The 17,482-nt window shown below is 56.7% G+C and carries 14 protein-coding genes and 2 tRNA genes; 8 read left to right on the top strand and 8 right to left on the bottom strand.

Annotation, left to right across the window (positions count from 1 at the left end; translation table 11 throughout):
- Window positions 1-72 precede the first annotated feature (72 nt).
- Window positions 73-148, top strand: a tRNA-Asn gene (locus tag ACAM27_RS10075).
- Window positions 149-199: 51 nt separating this feature from the next.
- Here the strand turns inward: ACAM27_RS10075 and ACAM27_RS10070 are convergent.
- A complete protein-coding gene (locus ACAM27_RS10070; RefSeq protein ID WP_369611892.1) occupies window positions 200-1,489 on the bottom strand; it encodes a M18 family aminopeptidase in 1,290 nt (429 codons plus the stop codon).
- A 114-nt stretch (window positions 1,490-1,603) separates the two neighbouring features.
- Between ACAM27_RS10070 and ACAM27_RS10065 the strand changes: the two genes are divergently transcribed.
- Together ACAM27_RS10065 and ACAM27_RS10060 are read left to right on the top strand one after the other, a co-directional pair.
- Window positions 1,604-2,086 (top strand): hypothetical protein, encoded by a 483-nt coding sequence (locus tag ACAM27_RS10065; protein WP_369611891.1) that lies wholly within the window; start codon window positions 1,604-1,606, stop codon window positions 2,084-2,086.
- Between the two features lie 107 nt (window positions 2,087-2,193).
- Window positions 2,194-2,796, top strand: coding sequence for an outer membrane beta-barrel protein (locus ACAM27_RS10060; protein ID WP_369611890.1), 603 nt, complete (start codon window positions 2,194-2,196; stop codon window positions 2,794-2,796).
- On the opposite strand, the gene rlmKL is transcribed toward ACAM27_RS10060, so the two are convergent.
- Window positions 2,784-4,964, bottom strand: coding sequence for a bifunctional 23S rRNA (guanine(2069)-N(7))-methyltransferase RlmK/23S rRNA (guanine(2445)-N(2))-methyltransferase RlmL (gene rlmKL, locus ACAM27_RS10055; RefSeq protein WP_374730306.1), 2,181 nt, complete (start codon window positions 4,962-4,964; stop codon window positions 2,784-2,786). The genes ACAM27_RS10060 and rlmKL overlap by 13 nt on opposite strands.
- A 318-nt stretch (window positions 4,965-5,282) precedes the next feature.
- On the opposite strand from rlmKL, the gene rmf reads away from it, so the two are divergent.
- Window positions 5,283-5,495, top strand: a complete 213-nt coding sequence (gene rmf, locus ACAM27_RS10050; protein ID WP_011784548.1) for a ribosome modulation factor — start codon at window positions 5,283-5,285, stop codon at window positions 5,493-5,495.
- Window positions 5,496-5,668: 173 nt separating this feature from the next.
- On the opposite strand, the gene ACAM27_RS10045 is transcribed toward rmf, so the two are convergent.
- A complete protein-coding gene (locus tag ACAM27_RS10045; protein WP_014421811.1) occupies window positions 5,669-6,691 on the bottom strand; it encodes a quinone-dependent dihydroorotate dehydrogenase in 1,023 nt (340 codons plus the stop codon).
- A gap of 404 nt (window positions 6,692-7,095) precedes the next feature.
- Here ACAM27_RS10045 and ACAM27_RS10040 point away from each other — a divergent pair, with 404 nt between their 5' ends.
- Window positions 7,096-8,259, top strand: coding sequence for a cation diffusion facilitator family transporter (locus tag ACAM27_RS10040; protein ID WP_022992551.1), 1,164 nt, complete (start codon window positions 7,096-7,098; stop codon window positions 8,257-8,259).
- A gap of 9 nt (window positions 8,260-8,268) precedes the next feature.
- Here the strand turns inward: ACAM27_RS10040 and ACAM27_RS10035 are convergent, their stop codons facing one another.
- The gene (locus ACAM27_RS10035; RefSeq protein WP_369611888.1) at window positions 8,269-9,768 is read right to left on the bottom strand and encodes a RimK family protein; all 1,500 of its coding nucleotides are present in this window, start codon (window positions 9,766-9,768) and stop codon (window positions 8,269-8,271) included.
- Window positions 9,769-9,970: 202 nt separating this feature from the next.
- Between ACAM27_RS10035 and rimI the strand changes: the two genes are divergently transcribed.
- On the top strand, window positions 9,971-11,086 hold the full coding sequence (rimI, locus tag ACAM27_RS10030; RefSeq protein WP_031211292.1) for a ribosomal protein S18-alanine N-acetyltransferase: 1,116 nt from the start codon (window positions 9,971-9,973) through the stop codon (window positions 11,084-11,086).
- Here rimI and uvrB read toward each other — a convergent pair whose 3' ends face one another.
- The gene (gene uvrB, locus ACAM27_RS10025; RefSeq protein ID WP_369611887.1) at window positions 11,087-13,144 is read right to left on the bottom strand and encodes an excinuclease ABC subunit UvrB; all 2,058 of its coding nucleotides are present in this window, start codon (window positions 13,142-13,144) and stop codon (window positions 11,087-11,089) included.
- A gap of 193 nt (window positions 13,145-13,337) precedes the next feature.
- On the opposite strand from uvrB, the gene ACAM27_RS10020 reads away from it, so the two are divergent.
- Both ACAM27_RS10020 and ACAM27_RS10015 read left to right on the top strand, forming a co-directional pair.
- Window positions 13,338-14,522 (top strand): pyridoxal phosphate-dependent aminotransferase, encoded by a 1,185-nt coding sequence (locus tag ACAM27_RS10020; RefSeq protein ID WP_023008149.1) that lies wholly within the window; start codon window positions 13,338-13,340, stop codon window positions 14,520-14,522.
- Window positions 14,523-14,592: 70 nt separating this feature from the next.
- A tRNA-Asn gene (locus tag ACAM27_RS10015) sits at window positions 14,593-14,668 on the top strand.
- 510 nt (window positions 14,669-15,178) lie between these two features.
- On the opposite strand, the gene pyrF is transcribed toward ACAM27_RS10015, so the two are convergent.
- The 3 genes from pyrF to ACAM27_RS10000 are packed head-to-tail and all read right to left on the bottom strand — an operon-like array spanning window position 15,179 to window position 17,411.
- Window positions 15,179-15,889, bottom strand: coding sequence for an orotidine-5'-phosphate decarboxylase (pyrF, locus tag ACAM27_RS10010; RefSeq protein WP_014421818.1), 711 nt, complete (start codon window positions 15,887-15,889; stop codon window positions 15,179-15,181).
- A gap of 47 nt (window positions 15,890-15,936) precedes the next feature.
- Window positions 15,937-17,109: a lipopolysaccharide assembly protein LapB gene (lapB, locus tag ACAM27_RS10005; protein WP_369611886.1), complete on the bottom strand. Its 1,173-nt coding sequence runs from the start codon at window positions 17,107-17,109 to the stop codon at window positions 15,937-15,939.
- Window positions 17,109-17,411 carry a LapA family protein gene (locus ACAM27_RS10000; protein WP_011784539.1) on the bottom strand — a complete coding sequence of 101 codons (303 nt, stop codon included), beginning with the start codon at window positions 17,409-17,411 and terminating at the stop codon, window positions 17,109-17,111. The genes lapB and ACAM27_RS10000 overlap by 1 nt, the downstream gene beginning before the upstream one ends.
- Between the last annotated feature and the right edge of the window lie 71 nt (window positions 17,412-17,482).

Here is a 17,482-nt window from a genome sequence, read left to right as displayed (position 1 = left end):
TTTTGACCTTTCATTTCAGGGGGTTGACGAACCTGATTAAAGTACTTAATATGCGCGCCACATTGATGCTGTTCCCCGATAGCTCAGTTGGTAGAGCAACGGACTGTTAATCCGTTTGTCGCTGGTTCGAGCCCAGCTCGGGGAGCCACTTATTCCGAAAGGCCGCTGATCAGATATCAGCGGCCTTTTCTTTTGGGCCTCAGAAAACCTCAGCCCGCTGCATGAACTCCCGCAACACCTGGAACAGCGTATAACCATCCCGTGTACCGATCATTTCACGAATCGAGTGCATGGCAAACTGGGGCACGCCGATATCCAGCGCGGTCACTCCAAGATTTCCCGCGGTCAACGGCCCGATCGTGCTGCCACACCCCATGTCACTACGCACTACAAATGTCTGGTGCGGCAACCCCAGTTCATCGCTGATGTGGCGATACAGGGCGGCGGAACGACTGTTGGTGGCGTAACGCTGATTGTGGTTGACCTTGATGACCGGCCCTTGATTCAACAACGGCCCATGATTCTCATCATGACGGTCCGCGTAGTTTGGATGAATACCGTGGGCGTTGTCCGCAGAAATCATCATGGAACGAGCAATGGCGCGGCTTTTCCCGGCGCCACACCAGCGGTCCAGCACTGCCGTGAGGAACGGCCCTTGGGCACCTTCGGCGGACATACTGCCCACTTCCTCATGGTCATTACACACCAGTAGTGCCGGTTCGTCACCGGAGGTTTCCAGCAGGGCCTGCAGGCCGATGTAACAACTGAGCAGATTATCGAGCCGTGCGGAGGCCAGGAACTCTTCACGCAGCCCCACCAGAGCCGCACCCTGTGCATCATAAAAACTCAGCTCATAGCCCAGAATCTTGCTGGCCTGCAGCCCGGACTCGTTGGCAATCTGTTGTTTCAGCAACTCTGCAAAGGTGGTGGTATCGGTTTCCGGTACCTGCATCACCACCGGCGGAAGATCAGTCTGGGCATTAACGGTGCGACTGCTATTCGCCTCCCGGTCCAGATGGATGGCCAGGCTCGGAATGATCGCCACTGGCTTGCGGAAATTCACCAGGGTGTCCCGTACTTTGCCGTTGTCGTCCAATACCGTCACACGGCCGGCCAAAGAAAGATCCCGGTCAAACCAGGGGTTCAGCAATACGCCCCCATACACTTCCACACCCAACTGGAAAAAGCCCTTGCGGCGAATCTCAGGGTTCGGTTTGACCTTCAGGCAGGGGCTGTCGGTATGGGCTCCCACCATCCGGATGCCGGAACTGACCACATCCTTTGCGCCGGTACGAAAGGCAACAATAGACGAGCCATTACGGGTTACGTAGTAGCCCCGCCCTGGCTGCAACGACCATTCTTCGCGCTCGTCCAGCGGTTGAAATCCCGCTGCTTCAAGACGCGTTTTCATGGTATTGACCGCATGCCACGGAGTCGGCGAGGCATTCAAAAACTCAATCAAGTCTTTATTGAATTCAGTGTGTTCCATGATCTTCCTGATTGCATGATAATGGCGGCTATAGTATGGCATGAAGCCGCGCCGGCTCCTACCGGGTACGCTGCGCGCCGCCATAAGCACTCACCGAAGATTCCGGAGTTCACTGTGTCACTACCCCGCTTTCTGGATATCGAATACTGCCAGACCGACGACGCCCTGTTTCCCACGGCCATCGCCTGGTCCCTTGCAGACGGCCAGATGAAAACCGTGGTAATTGCACCGGAGGATGCCTGGTTGCCCGAAGATGGCGATCTCGGCGACGTCGACCTGCAGTACCTGGAAGAACAAGGGGTACCCTTGCTGGAACTGGCCAGGGAACTACACGAAGACCTGCCAGACCAGACCGTATACGTGGACGGGCTGGACCCGGACGAGATCCTGGTAGACCTGATTTTCAGTGCGGTTCGCCAGGAAGCCCCGTTTGAAATCGCGCCTATTTCCGAGCTGATTACCGGCCTGGACAGCGAAACACTGGAAGACCGCCGCCGGCAGCTGCTCTTCGATGAAGGGCTTGAACCACAGCTACCGGAAAACGGCGTATATTCCCTGCTGTTGCTGGCCCGGGAGGAAGGCTACCTGGACGATTAATGTCCCGCCCTTGATCACGGGGAACTGTGACACGAGTCTGCGTAACATTGCGTTACACAAGGCAGAATCGGGCGTCAGTACCGTCACTGACAGGAAGCCCGATAATAATGAACAAGGTCACACCCCGTTTCCTCACATCCAGCCTGATTGCGCTTGGCCTGTTTTCTTCCGCCACCTTTGGCCAGGAGACGCCTCGCTCCGATAAACACTATGTCGGACTGTTGGCGACAGCCATTGAACACCGGTCGATCGGTTCATCCGACGAGGATGGCTGGGGGCAAGCCGCAACACTGGTGATTGGCGGCCATCTGAGCGACCTGATTCATGCCGAAGTGCGGCTGGGCGGAGGCCTGGCAGACGCAGAGATTTCCCGTGGCGATCTGAGCCTGGCAGTCGACTACTTCGGCAGTTGGTACATGGGCCTGCACTACCCTATTGGTGAGCTTGGCAATGTCTATGCCCAGGCTGGCTTTACCCATGTCAGCGGAGAGGCAACCCTCGACAACCGGGATGCCGACGCCAATGCCCAGTTTCGGGATACCGAGGGCGATTACCCGAGCAGCAGCTTCAGCTTCAGCTGGCTGGCCGGCCTGGACCTGGAACTGATGCATAACACCTACCTGGTTTTCGAGGGCGGCAAATTGTTTGAAGACACGGACACCAGCGCCAATGCCTTCCAGTTCTCCTCGGGTATCCGTTACGAATTCTGATGCCGGATATGCCAGCACCGGTGGATTTTCGAATTGCGCTGAAAATCCTTGTCCAGAGTGCTGGCACTCACCTCTTTCACTTCAAACTCTGACTCCAGCGCCTCATCCAGTCTGAACTTGCGGAAGTTATTGGAGAAAATCAGCAGACCATCACTGGACAGTCGTGCCATGCACTGCCGCACCAGATCGGCATGATCGCGCTGAATATCGAGAACGCCAGCCATCCGGGCTGAGTTTGAGAAGGTGGGCGGGTCCATGAAAATCAGATCAAAGGTCTGATTCGCGGTTTTTCGGTCTGCCAGCCAGGCCAGACAGTCTGCCTGTTCGACGACATGCTTGCGCGGATCTGCCGAGTTGAGAGCCAGGTTATCCTGAGCCCAGCTGACGTAGGTTTTGGACATGTCCAGGCTCAGGGTGCGGCTGGCTCCGCCAACCGCTGCGTGCACGGTCGCTGCGCCGGTATAACAGAACAGGTTCAGAAAACGCTTGCCCCTGGCATGTTGCTGGATCCAGTAACGTACCGGGCGATGATCCAGGAACAGGCCGGTATCCAGATAGTCTTTCAGGTTCACCTTCAGGGCGCAGCCGTGCTCGTGCACGTTAAAGTACTCGCCGGTCGCCGCCTGTTTTTCATATTGCCGGGTACCGGTCTGGCGCTGACGTTGCTTGCACACCAGATCCTCCGGCGCGACCTCAAGCACTTCCGGGATCACCGCCATGGCTTCGGCAAGGCGCTCTCTGGCTGCCTTTTCGTCAACGGATTTCGGGGCCAGGTATTCCTGAACATGTACCCGCCCCTCGTAGATATCGATCGCCAGGGCATATTCCGGCATATCGGCATCGTATAGGCGGTAACAGCCAATGTTCTGCTTCCTGGCCCACTGGCCAATCGTTTTCAGATTCTTCTTGAGACGGTTACGCAGCATGTCTGCCCGTTCGGCGTTGGCGATGCGAGGCATAATCTGCCCCGGCGCGGCCGGATCACGGGGCGTGCGGGCATTCTCCGGCTGTACTTCGAACAGCAACAGCTGCGCCGGCAGCTTGCCATTGAACAACTTGTACTGCTTGAAGCTTCGCAAACCGAGGGATTTTCCGAACTCCGGCGCACCGGTGAACACCCCCAGGCGCCATCCGGTGAGCTCCCGAGCCACAACCTCTCCAAGGCTCTGGTACAGGGCCGCCAGCTCCTTGCGCTCACTCAACCGCTCACCGTAGGGCGGGTTGGTCAGCGCCAGCCCAGTATCGCTCCAGTCATTCTTGCGAGTGAATTCGGAGATCGGCCTGGCTTCTACACGAACGATACCTTCCAGGCCAGCTCGCAGGATGTTCTTCTCCGCAGTCGCAATCACGCGACAATCCTGATCAAAACCATAAAAAGTGGGAATGCGCCCCTGCTTGCCCTCATGGGCCCGACGCTCCGCTTCCTGGCGCAGCGACAGCCAGAGCTCGGACTGGTGTCCTGGCCACTTTTCGAACCCGAACCGCTCCTGCTTCCGCCCCGGCGCAATGTCCAGCGCCATCAACGCAGCTTCAACCACCAGCGTACCGGAACCGCACATCGGGTCCACAAAGTCACCACCGTTAGCGGCAATCTCTGGCCACCCTGCCCGCAGCAGCAAAGCCGCTGCAAGGTTTTCTTTCAAGGGCGCGATACCCTTTTCAGTTCGGTAGCCCCGCATATGAAGGCTGTGGCCACTCAGATCAATCCCCAACGACAAGCGGCCTCGGTTCAACCGCGCCGATACCGTGACATCCGGGTCTTTCGGCGCAACCGAGGGCCTGGGTGCACCGGCACCCCGAATGCTGTCAACAATGCCATCTTTCACTTTCTGGGCGCCAAACTGAGTGTTCCGGATGGCTTCGTTCTGGCCAAGAAACGTTACCCGGAAGCTCCCCCCCGCGGGTATATGGGCCTGCCAGTCAAGATCCACGACACCGGCATATAGTTCGTCGGCGCTCCGGGCATCCACATCCGCCACATTCAGAATCACCCTGTTCGCCAAACGGGACCACAGACAGGCCCGATAGCCGCTCTCCAGCTCGCCCTCAACCCAGACACCGGCGGGTGCATTCCGCACAAGGTTCAGGCCGAATTCTTTCAATTCATCGGCCAGGAGGTACTCGACGCCTTTGGGGCAGGTTACGAAAAAGACATGCTTGGACAAGATCAACTCCTGGTTTTCTGAATAGGGCCGGTAAGTTTCCGGAATGGCAGTAAAAGCCTTTTAGCGACTGTCATCGTTATTTCACAAAAATATAAAAGAAGCGCCATATAGATGAAATAAATAGTGTACACCGGCGCGAGATTCGTCTTACCTTGTAGTTGACGCGTCGTTCCGGAGGCCGAATAAAAGTCTCCGTTAACAGGATCCTGACTGCTCTGACCGGAGCTGGCAATAGTGGGTTGTCCCGGAGAGGCTCCCGACTGCCAAGGTCACTGCAGATGTGTACACGCTTGTTCTGTTAATCCATCAGTGAGGAACGGCATGAAAAGACAGAAGAGAGACATGTACGCTCGTGCATTCAAGCGGGGTTATCTCGCTGGCGTGTCCGGCAAATCCAAAGACAGCTGCCCATTAGAACAACCGGAAGTCCGCCAGGAATGGCTGAACGGGTGGCGAGAAGGCCGCACAGATAACTGGGAGGGCATGACCGGCGTCTCCGGCATCCATAAACTGGCCAACGTAACCGCAACATAATGGCCAACCCCGTTTAACCCTGATCTGTTTTTTTCAATTTTTACACACAAATCACAATCAGAGCAGTAACCAGAGCAACCCAAACGGGGCCTCCCGCCCCGTACCATGCGAAGAAGCGCTACGGGGTTTATTCCCCGCAAGGGCCCGCTCAGCGGGCCCACCTTCTTTCTACCTCAGCTGATTTCTTTCCGGATCGCTTCCACTGCTTCGTTGATCAATGACGGGCCACGATAAATAAACCCGGTATAGATCTGCACCAGCTTTGCGCCTGCGCGAATCTTCTCTGCCGCACTGTCGCCATCCGTGATGCCGCCCACGCCAATAATCGGCAGCCGATCGCCCAGCTCAGCATACAGCCCCTGAATCACTTTCACAGACGCTTCCCGTACCGGTGCACCGCTGAGACCGCCCGCCTCCTGCTCGTGAGCGTGCCCCTTCACCGCCTCCCGGCTGATCGTGGTGTTGGTGGCAATCACACCATCCAGGCCAGCTTCGAGCAATGCTGCAGCCACAAAGCGAATGCCCTGCTCGTCCATATCCGGGGCGATCTTTACAGCCACCGGCACATAGCGGCCATGCTTTTGCTCACACGCTGCCTGCTCTTCCTTTATGGCGTGCAAAAGCTGCTTGAGCGAATCGCCAAACTGCAGATCCCGGAGGCCCGGCGTATTGGGAGAAGATACATTAACGGTGATGTAGTCGGCATAGGGGTAAACAGCCGCTATTCCTTTACGGTAGTCCTGTTCAGACTGCTCATTCGGGGTGTCTTTGTTCTTGCCGACATTAATGCCCAGTACGCCCCGGTAACGACGGTGGCGGACATTGGTAATGAGGTGCTCCAGGCCTTCATTATTGAACCCCATGCGGTTAATGATGGCCTGGTGCTCCGGCAACCGGAACATTCGGGGTTTTGGATTACCGGGCTGTGCCAGAGGCGTAACAGTGCCCACTTCGATAAACCCGAAACCAAGAGCACCAAGAGCATCAATGTGGTCGGCGTTTTTGTCCAGCCCAGCAGCCAATCCAACCGGATTCGGGAATTCCAGGCCCATCACGTTTACCGGGCAAGGCTCCGGCTGTCGGGTAAATGTATTCAGGATGCCCAGTTTTTGAGCAACATCCAGGCTGCCAAGGGCAACATTATGGGCCCGCTCCGGTGGCAATCGGAACAGCAGGTTTCTCAGAAGGCCGTACATCGTCAAACTCCTTTCTCCGGGTGGCAGGAGTATACCGAAAGTTTTCCACACCATCTTGTGTAAACCCCAATTAGTCCCGAAAACCCCGCCCTGTATAGCCTCCCGACGCTTTTCCACGGAATCTGTGGATAACCCTGTTGAAAATTGCCGAGCAAGCGCCCCGACCCCTTGATAACTGCGCCAGCCTACAAATTGATCATTTTTTGATCAGTTATTTTCCCTTTATTTATCAATAGCTTAAATAGATAAAATTAACATTTGACGGCTTTGGTAACAAAATGCTAACGGGTAACCAATTCGTCATGATGTGCATAAATCGATCACAGCCAGGCCATTAATTCCACCCATTTCTACGTTTAATCCCGTTATACTGCCCTCATCGCGAAAAGCCCGGAGTGAATCCAATGGAACAGCCTGATCAACCCAGCCAGCAGCGCCAGAATAATCTCGAATCCGAGAAGCATGCGGCGACCCGGGTCACGATCATTGGCATGATTCTCGATGCCGTTCTGGGCATCATAAAAGTCATTGGCGGCACTCTTTTTAATTCCCAGGCGCTACTGGTGGATGGTATCCATTCATTTACCGATGTGGCATCGGATTGGGTGGTTCTGGCGGTCATGCGTCTGTCCCGTAAGGAGCCAGATGCGGACCATCCTTACGGACACCAGCGAATCGAAACCCTCGGCACTCTGGTACTGGGCAGCATTCTTATTGCCGTGGGCGCGGCCCTGGCCTGGGAGAACATTCTCAGGCTCCTGTCCGGTGAAGCGCAGCTGGTTCCGGGCTGGCCAGTGCTGGTAGCGGCCGCGGCCTCGGTAGCAGGCAAGGAATGGATCTACCGTTATACTCGCCATGTTGGCATGAAAATCCGCTCAGACCTGATCATTGCCAACGCCTGGCACAGCCGTACCGATGCATTTTCGTCAGTGGTCGTTCTGGTATCTACCATCGGTGCCATGCTGGGTTTCGTCTGGCTCGACGTGGTAGCCGCCGTCCTCATTGCAGCCATCATTGTGCACATCGGCTGGAAATTCACCTGGGACAGCGTGAAAGAACTGGTCGATACAGGTCTGTCCGAAGATGATACCCGGATGTTGAAAACCATTGCCCTGGAAACGGATGGCGTGCGAAATGTTCATGAACTGCGCAGCCGGCGGATGGGGCACGACATCCTGCTGGACGTACACCTGGTAGTTCGCCCGGAAATCAGCGTTTCCGAAGGGCATCAGATTGGTATGAAGGTGGTCACGGGCATGCGGGATGCCCTGGACAACATTCGGGACATCAACTTCCATATCGACGCCGAGAACGATGAGAAAGTGCCCCACGCCACCGACCCGGGGCTACCCGATCGCGAAGCACTTCGTCGCCTGCTGACGGAGAAGCTGGGAGAGCTACCACCACAAAGCCGGCTCCGGCTTCATTACCTCAAGAATCGCATCCACCTGGAAATCTTCCTGGTTGAAAACCATTCCGGGCCACACCTGACCACGGAACAGGTTCGAGCGGTTCTGGCAGACTACCCCTGGTTTGGCAGCGTCCGGGTCTGGGTCGCTGCCAACTGACGCGCCGGTTTAACGGCGCCGGTTCTCCTCCATGCGCGACAGGAATTCCTGCATCACCAGGGTATACAGCTCTCCGCCCAGGAACTTGTCTTCCACACCCGAGTCGATACTCGGGTTGTCATTCACTTCAATCACCGCCACCCGATTCCCGGCTTGTTTGATGTCGACACCGTAAAGCCCATTACCGATCAACCGGGTCGAATTCAATGCCGCCTGGATGACATTGCGAGGCACCTCGTAGGTGGGCATGGTTTCAAAACCGCCACTTTCCACTGTGGCACCACCGTGCTGGTAAATCTGCCAGTGACCTTTCACCATCAGATATTTACAGGCATAGATGGCCCGGCCGCCAAGCACACCAATGCGCCAATCGTAATCCGTGTAGAAGTACTCCTGAGCCAATACCAACGCAGACTGTTTGAACAGGTCTTTCAGCCCTGCCCGAAGTTCCTTTTCGTCCTTGGCTTTGATCACACCACGGGAAAAGGCGCCATCCGGAATTTTTATGACCACAGGAAAGCCCAGTTCATTACTCACCTGCTGTACCGCATCCTTCTGATCCTTTGAAAGGATCAGCGTTTTCGGTGTTGGCACCTTGTTGTTTTTAAGCAGGTCCGCCAGAAACACCTTGTTGGTGCAACGCAGAATCGACACCGGGTCGTCAATTACCACCATCCCCTCGGCCTCTGCCTTGCGAGCAAACCGATAGGTGTGGTGATCAATAGCGGTGGTTTCACGAATAAACAGACCATCATATTCCGGCAGGCGCATGTAATCCCGGCGGGTAACGCGCTCCACGTTAATTCCCAGCTTTCTGCCAGCACGCTCAAAACGCTTCAGGGCCATCTCATCGCTCGGAGGCAACTCTTCCTCCGGGTTCACCAGCATAGCCAGATCAAAACGGTAGCGGCGACGGGTGCGGGGTTTGCGCCAGATCATGCTGCTGAAGCGATCCAGGGCGGCCGCGAACAAATCCTGCTCGCGCTCGTCAAGATCCGCCGGTGCCGCCGGCTTCATGGTTTCGATCTGCCATTGTTTGCGGTGACGGAACACCACTTCCAGAATCGGGCACGGAAACCGCTCGAACAGGGCACGGGCCACGGGCTTCAGGTCCGGATGTTCGGCCTGGCCAAAATAGGTTCGGATTCGTACTTCATGGGTAGCGTCCCGGTCATCGGTGGCGGGATCGATTTCGGAGGCTGATTTTTCCAGCCACTGGATGACACTGCTGTCCAGCTCTTCGAGTTCAAGCGAAAACAGTCCCTTACGGCTCAGGTCGTTAAGTGTCATAACCGATGGCACCACGTGGTGCCCGCGCGCCTCGGCCAGCAACGAACAGTAATAGCCCCTGCTCAGATACCTGGCACTCTGGCACAGGTTTATCACCCGCACGCGGCTGTTAGCCGGGGCGGTGAACTGAAGGTATTGATCGAAAGTAAGCACGTCTTCGCTGGGGTAGTACGGTGCCCAGTCTTTGGCGCGATCTACAACGATGAGCAATCGGGACATAAAGCGGCATTCCTCCCTGAAGGTAGAGCCTGATAATTCCGGCAACAATACGCCCCATCACCTTGCCAGACAATCGCCTGAAGATGCGTGCTTTTACGCATCATCCGCTGCTATGACGGGATGGCATCTGTCTACCATAATAGCGGCAATGAGCGTGCCCGCCAGGCGCTACCTTTTTCTCGTTGACCGGGTTTACCAGACCATGACCGATGTAATGCTCCGCCAAGCCCATGCCAGTGATCTGGATGCCCTCGTTCAGCTGGAGAACCGCTGTTTTACCGAGGACAGAATATCCCGGCGCAGCTTCCGCCGCTTTCTGGAGATGCCCAGGGACCGACTGGTTATCGCCGAATTGAACGGCGAACTGGTGGGCTACTGCCTGGTGCTGATGAATGCAGCCACCCGGCTGGCTCGGATTTACTCGATTGCAGTCTCACCCGTTGCCCGCGGCCGCGGTGTGGGTGAAAGACTGGTCCGTGAGGCGGAGAAGGAAGCGGTTGAGGCTGATCGCATCATCATGCGGCTGGAAGTGCGTGAAGACAACACCGGGGCCATTTCCCTGTATCGTCGGCTGGGATATCGGCAGTTTGGCACCTACCGGGACTACTACGAAGATCACGGCGATGCCTTGCGGTTCGAGCGACGGATTCTCTACTACGAGCCCTCTCGCGAATTTCTTCCGGTGCCCTATTACCCCCAGACCACCGAGTTCACCTGCGGTCCGTCTGCATTAATCATGGCGATGGCGGCCCTTGACGAACAGCAACCAGTAAGCACGCTGGAGGAGCTGAAAATCTGGCGTGAAGCCACCACCATCTTCATGCTGGCCGGGCATGGCGGTTGTGGCCCCCATGGGCTTGCGCTATCTGCCTGGCACCGGGGCTTCGAGGCCAGTGCCTGGATCAGCCAGGAAGGCGCGCTGTTCAAAGATACGGTCCGCAACGAAGATAAAAAGCGGGTACTGGAACTGGTGCACGAGGGGTTCCTGCACGATATCGGGCAGACTGAAATCCAGCTGCATCACGACCCGCTAACCCTGGAGGCAATGGAGAAGGCCCTGCATGACGGGCGCATCCCTGTCATCCTGATCAGCACCTGGCAACTGAACCGGAGCCGGGTGCCGCACTGGGTAACCGTATGTGCCATCGACGAGGATTTCGTGTACCTGCATGACCCGGAAATCGATACCGAGGAAGGGGAAACCGTGGCCGACAAGCAATACCTGCCCATCGACCGACGGGTATTCGACAAGATGTCGCGCTATGGCCGCAACCAGCCCCTGCAGGCGGCAGTGATTGTCGGCCCCAAACGCCACTGATCAGCCGGTCCGCAGGGCCGCTTCCTTCAGTTCCGAAATCTGATCCCGCAGGCGCGCCGCGGTCTCGAAATCCAGATCCGCGGCGGCTTTGTACATCTCGTCTTCCAGTTTCGCCACTTCCTTGAGGACATCTTCCGGCGAGCGATTGCCTACCTTTACGCGATAATCCTCGGCTTCTTCAGCAGCCTTCTGCCCGGGACGCTCCGCTTTGCGCCGGCCACGACCACCGCCGCCCGCGGCACCCTCCATAATATCCGCGATCTTCTTGTTAAGACCGGTGGGGGTAATACCATGCTCCTCGTTGTGTGCCATCTGCTTGGCACGACGACGCTCGGTCTCATCAATGGCGCGCTGCATGGAACCGGTGATCCTGTCGCCATACAGAATGGCCTTGCCGTTCACGTTACGGGCGGCCCGACCAATGGTCTGTATGAGCGAACGCTCTGAGCGCAGGAAGCCTTCTTTATCCGCATCCAGTATTGCCACCAGTGACACCTCCGGCATATCCAGCCCCTCCCGGAGCAGGTTAATGCCCACCAGCACATCGAACTCACCCCGCCGCAGATCCCGAATAATCTCAACTCGCTCCACGGTATCGATATCTGAATGCAGATAACGCACTCGGATGTCGTGCTCCATCAGGAAGTCGGTCAGATCCTCGGCCATGCGCTTGGTAAGCGTTGTGACCAGCACCCGCTCATTCACCCCGACGCGCTGGTGAATCTCAGACAGCAGATCATCCACCTGGGTAGACGCGGGCCGAACCACAATCTCCGGGTCCAGCAGCCCGGTCGGTCGTACCACCTGCTCCACCACCTGGCCAGCATGCTCGGCCTCATAATTCCCCGGGGTGGCCGAAACAAAGATCATCTGGGGCGCAATTCGCTCCCACTCCTCAAACCGCATGGGGCGGTTGTCCAGTGCTGATGGCAGACGGAAACCGTACTCCACCAGGGTTTCCTTACGGGACCGGTCCCCTTTGTACATGGCGCCAATCTGCGGAATGGTCACGTGGGACTCGTCCACTACCAGCAAAGCGTTGGGTGGCAGGTAGTCAAACAGCGTGGGTGGCGCTTCACCGGGATTCCGCCCGGAGAGATAGCGGGAGTAGTTCTCGATACCATTGCAGTAACCGAGCTCCAGCATCATCTCGATGTCGTAGCGGGTACGCTCCTCCAGCCGCTGAGCTTCCACCAGCCGGTTGTTATCCCTCAGCTGCTGCAGCCGAACATCAAGCTCCTGCTTGATGTGCTCGACCGCATCCAGCACGGTCTGCCGGGGGGTGACATAGTGGGACTTCGGGTAAATGGTCACGCGCGGCACCCGCCTGAGCACCTCTCCGGTAAGCGGGTCAAAATAGCTCAGGTTCTCCACTTCATCATCGAACAGTTCGATGCGAATGGCTTCCTTCTCGGATTCTGCCGGGAAGACATCAATGACATCGCCCCGCACCCGATAATTGGCGCGATGGAACTCGATGTCATTGCGGGTGTACTGCAGTTCGGCCAGCCGCCGCAGGATATACCGTTGATCCATCTGGTCACCCCGGTCCAGGTGCAGCATCATTTTCAGATAGGATTGCGGATCACCCAGACCGTAGATGGAAGAAACCGTCGCGACAATGATGGCATCCGGGCGCTCCAGCAAAGCCTTGGTGGCCGACAGCCGCATCTGCTCAATGTGCTCATTGATGGAGGCGTCTTTTTCGATAAAGGTATCGGAAGACGGTACGTAGGCCTCCGGCTGGTAGTAATCGTAGTAGGAGACGAAGTACTCCACTGCGTTATCGGGGAAGAACTCCTTGAACTCGCCATAGAGCTGCGCCGCCAGGGTCTTGTTATGGGCCATGATGATGGTTGGCCGCTGGACCTGCTGAACCACATTGGCAATGGTGAAAGTCTTGCCAGAACCGGTTACCCCGAGCAGGGTTTGATGGGCAAGCCCGGACTCAATGCCGTCAACCAGTCCCGCAATCGCTTTAGGCTGGTCACCAGCAGGTTGGTAGGGCGAATCGACGCGAAAAGCCCCTTCCCTCGCACTGGATGCTTTGTTGACCATATCTGGCGTTTTAACCTCCGGACACCGGAAACGACCGAATATTTGCGTCGCATCCTCAAGAAATTTAGCGTTCTGGCAGCTTCATGATACCATCTGTGCGATCGACGGCTGGGTGAAAAATCAGCCAGTAACTTTGGCTCCAGTTGCCCGGCCGATCGCAGCCCAATAAGACGCAGCTTTAAGGAGCTCAAGTTTGGACCTTCAACTTTCCAGCCGAGTACAGGCGATCAAGCCTTCCCCCACCCTCGCAGTTACCAACAAAGCCGCAGAACTCCGCGCGGCCGGCCAGGATATTATCGGCCTCGGTGCTGGCGAGCCTGACTTCGACACCCCCGATCACATCAAACAGGCGGCTATCGACGCCATCAACAACGGCCAGACCAAGTACACCGCCGTGGATGGTACGCCCGCGCTGAAGAAAGCGATTATTGCGAAGTTCAAACGGGACAACGGCCTGGAATACGAAGCCAACCAGATACTGGTAAGCAGTGGTGGCAAACAGAGCTTTTTCAACCTCGCCCTGGCGACACTGAATGAAGGCGACGAGGCCATCATTCCCGCACCCTACTGGGTTTCCTACCCGGATATGGTGCTGGTGGCCGAAGGCAAACCGGTGATCATCGAAACCACCGCAGAGACTCGCTTCAAGATCACGCCGGAACAGCTGGAAAACGCCATTACTGAGCGCACCCGCCTGTTCGTGATCAACAGCCCGTCCAACCCCAGTGGCATGGCTTACACCATGGAAGAGCTGCAGGCCATCGGTGAGGTGCTTAAAAAGCACCCGAACATCATGATTGCCACCGACGATATGTACGAGCCGATCCTGTGGACTGGCAAGCCGTTCTGCAACATCCTGAACGCTTGCCCGGAGCTGTATGACCGCACCTTCGTACTGAACGGTGTCTCCAAGGCCTACTCCATGACTGGCTGGCGTATCGGCTATGCCGCTGGCCCGGCAAAAATCATCGGTGCCATGAAGAAGATCCAGTCTCAGAGCACCTCCAACCCCTGCTCTATCTCCCAGGCCGCCGCAACAGCCGCTCTGGACGGCGATCAGGCGTGCGTGGGCGAGATGGTCAAGGCTTTCAGGGAACGCCACGACTGGCTGGTAGCGGCCCTGAACAAACTGCCTGGTGTGGACTGCCTGAACGGTGACGGCACCTTTTATGTCTTCCCGAGCTTCCAGGGTGCCATCGATGCCACTGACGGCGTGAGCACCGATGTGGAATTCGCCGAGAAGCTGCTGACCGAAGCCGGCGTGGCTCTGGTTCCGGGCTCTGCGTTTGGCTGCCCGGGGCACATGCGGCTGAGCTTTGCCACCAGCATGGATAACCTGCAGAAGGCTGTCGAGCGTTTGCAGAAGGCTCTTGGCTAAAATTTTAAGCTGAGGGGTTGACGGGGCGGTATGGCCAACATAATATACGCGCCTCGTCACACGACGACGTTCCCCGATAGCTCAGTTGGTAGAGCAACGGACTGTTAATCCGTTTGTCGCTGGTTCGAGCCCAGCTCGGGGAGCCACTATTTCGAAAGCCCGCTAGTTCTCTGAATTAGCGGGCTTTTTCGTGCGTTACGCTATGCTCAAGGCACCGAACCCAGCCTGCTTGTAATAAGCCGTGGCGTGATGGGAAGTCCTTTCCAAAAACCGCTACAAGCACATCCATGTGCGCTTCTCTCCGGCCATCCATGGCCTCCGAAATTTTTGGAAAGGACTTCCCATCACACCAATCAAGCCAAGGCGTAATAGTCAAAAAACTGCGTGCATTAAGTACCTGATAAACACACATCAGAAACCATCGAACTTCAATGCTGAAAAAACAACAGCAAGCTTCTCCGTTCTATTTAGTTAGCGTTACCACTATGGATGATGTGCTATGGATGGTGCTCCCTCCCGAAAATGTCGGAGGCCATGGATGGCCGGAGAGAAGCGCACATGGATGTGCTCGTAGCGGTTTTCGGGAGGGAACACCATCCATGGCGCCCGCACCAAACTAGCAGGCTAGGAATCGATAACTAACCCCAAACCAGACATCAAGATGAAACCACCTCGGCATAGATAGCTTTCAAAGCAGCCAAGGGGTCCGGCGCCTGGGTAATCGGGCGACCAATCACCAGGTAGTCAGATCCAGCCTTAAGGGCATCGGTCGGGGTCATGATGCGTTGCTGGTCCCCTTTGTCTGCGGTCAGCGGTCGAATTCCCGGCGTGATCAGTTGGAAGTCACTGCCCTGCTCCGCTTTCAGACGCGGGGCTTCCTGAGCCGAGCAAACCACGCCGTCCAGGCCGCTGTTTTTGGTCAGGGTTGCCAGACGGGAAACATGGGCTTCTGCCGAACTGGTTATACCGATACCAGCAAGGTCCTCGTCAGACATGCTGGTCAACACGGTAACCGCGATCAGGAGCGGGCGATCATTGCCGAACGATTCCAGGCGCTCTCGGCAGGCTACCATCATCTTCTCGCCCCCTGAGGCATGCACATTCACCATCCACACGCCCAGCTCTGCAGCGGCAGCCACAGCAGCCGAGGTGGTATTAGGGATATCGTGAAATTTCAGATCCAGGAAAATATCAAACCCGCGACTCTGGAGCGCTTTTACCAGATCCGGGCCTGAGCGCGTAAACAGCTCCTTGCCCACTTTCAGGCGGCATTTTGCCGGATCAAGCTGATCAGCCAGGGCCAAGGCGGGATTCTGGGAAGGAAAGTCGAGCGCGACGATGATTTTCGGGTCGTTCAGGTTTTGCACGTTCAGGTTCCTGGGTAGAAAGGTAATCGGGATGGGTCAAAGCGAGGTTATTCCGCCTCTACGCCCTGAATGGGACGCACGGTTTCCCACTGTTTGCAGCTTGGGCACAGCCAGTGTAACTGTTGGCCGGAGAATCCGCAGCTTACGCAACGATAGACCGGGCGGTTGGCGAGAATCAGGTGCCCTATTCTGCTGACAAGGCGCCCTTCATCGGTGGTCATGCCTTTTTCATAGCCCGCCATCTCCACCAACCGCAAAAGCCCTCGCACGGAGGGCCTGGTCTCCAGCTCCATGCGCAGTAGATCAATGGCCGCCGGCCGGCCGGAGGAACGCTCAACTGACTCCACCAGGGCCAGCAGCAGGCTGGTACTGGGATACTGCTCATAGAGCTTACGAAGCTTTTTATAAAGGCGTGAAACATCACCATGCTCACGCTCCAGCTTCATCAATCGGTCTATCGCTTCCGGACCGAACTCCGGATTCTGGTCGAAAATTTTCAGGGACTGGTTTGCCGCCTCCCGAAAATTGCCCTGCCGAATCTGGAGCTTCATCAGCAGCAGGGTTGCCCGCACACAGGAGCGGTCGTAATCCAGCGCTTCTTTCGCCAGCTTCTGCGCTGTCCAGCGGTCGTCGTTACGGCTCAGGGCGCCATCAGACAATTCGCAGGTAATGTAGGCCAGCGCTTTGAAGGTAGCAGGATCCGCATCACCACGAGTGAGGGTTTTTGCCACCTGGGCCGCTTTCTCCCACTCTCTCTCCTGCTGATAGAGCTCAATCAACGCAGTGGCTGAGCGGCGCCCGTACTCGCGGTCGCCCATCAACTGGTGAAACAGTGCTTCGGCCCGGTCGAGCAATCCGGCATTCAGATAGTCTATTGCCAGTTCCTGGGTAACCTGGGGCGAATAACGGGCCGGCAGCTCAGGCCTGGCAAGAAGATTCTGGTGAATCAGAATGGCGCGGTCTGTCTCTCCCTTGTTCCGGAAATGGCTGCCAATGGAGAGATGCAAGCTGACGGTGTCTTTGTTGACGGCAAGGGATTGAACGAAGTTCTCGACAGCCTGATCAGAGTAGTTGGTAAAGAGAAACTGCAGACGGTCCCGAACGGAATCCTCGTCCATAATGGCTCGGGAGGCGCGACCAGAGCGGTTTCCGTATCGACCTACAGCCCAGCCAGCGGCAACGGCCGCCGTCAGAAGCAGCCACTGAAACAGCATGTCCATCAAAGTGCCCGGTCGTTTTGTGCCCTGGATTTTTCGAGTGCGTGCTCTGTCCGCTCAAGACGCTTCTGCAGATGACGGCGCGATACAGACGTCCGGACGGTAGCCATGGTAGTCACAAGCACCCCAACCAGTGCACCAATCACAAACGCCATGATGATCCAGACAGCAACGCCATGGGGCTGGGTTTCGAACAACAGGAAGTTGAGCGAGACCGCCATCTGATTATTCAGGGAAAACACCAGCGCCAGAAGAATCAGAACCAGAACCAGCAAGGTAATTAGGATCTTCCGCAGTCCTGCCATGTCTTAAGCGCTCCCAACGGGTCAGATGCCCGGTATGTGAGGTTTCGTGTGTTAATTGCCTTCTCGGGGCC

Source organism: Marinobacter sp. RI1, assembly GCF_041155085.1.
Lineage (GTDB): Bacteria > Pseudomonadota > Gammaproteobacteria > Pseudomonadales > Oleiphilaceae > Marinobacter > Marinobacter nauticus.
Note: the sequence above shows the minus strand (reverse complement) of the source record. Positions and strands in the feature narration are given on the sequence as shown.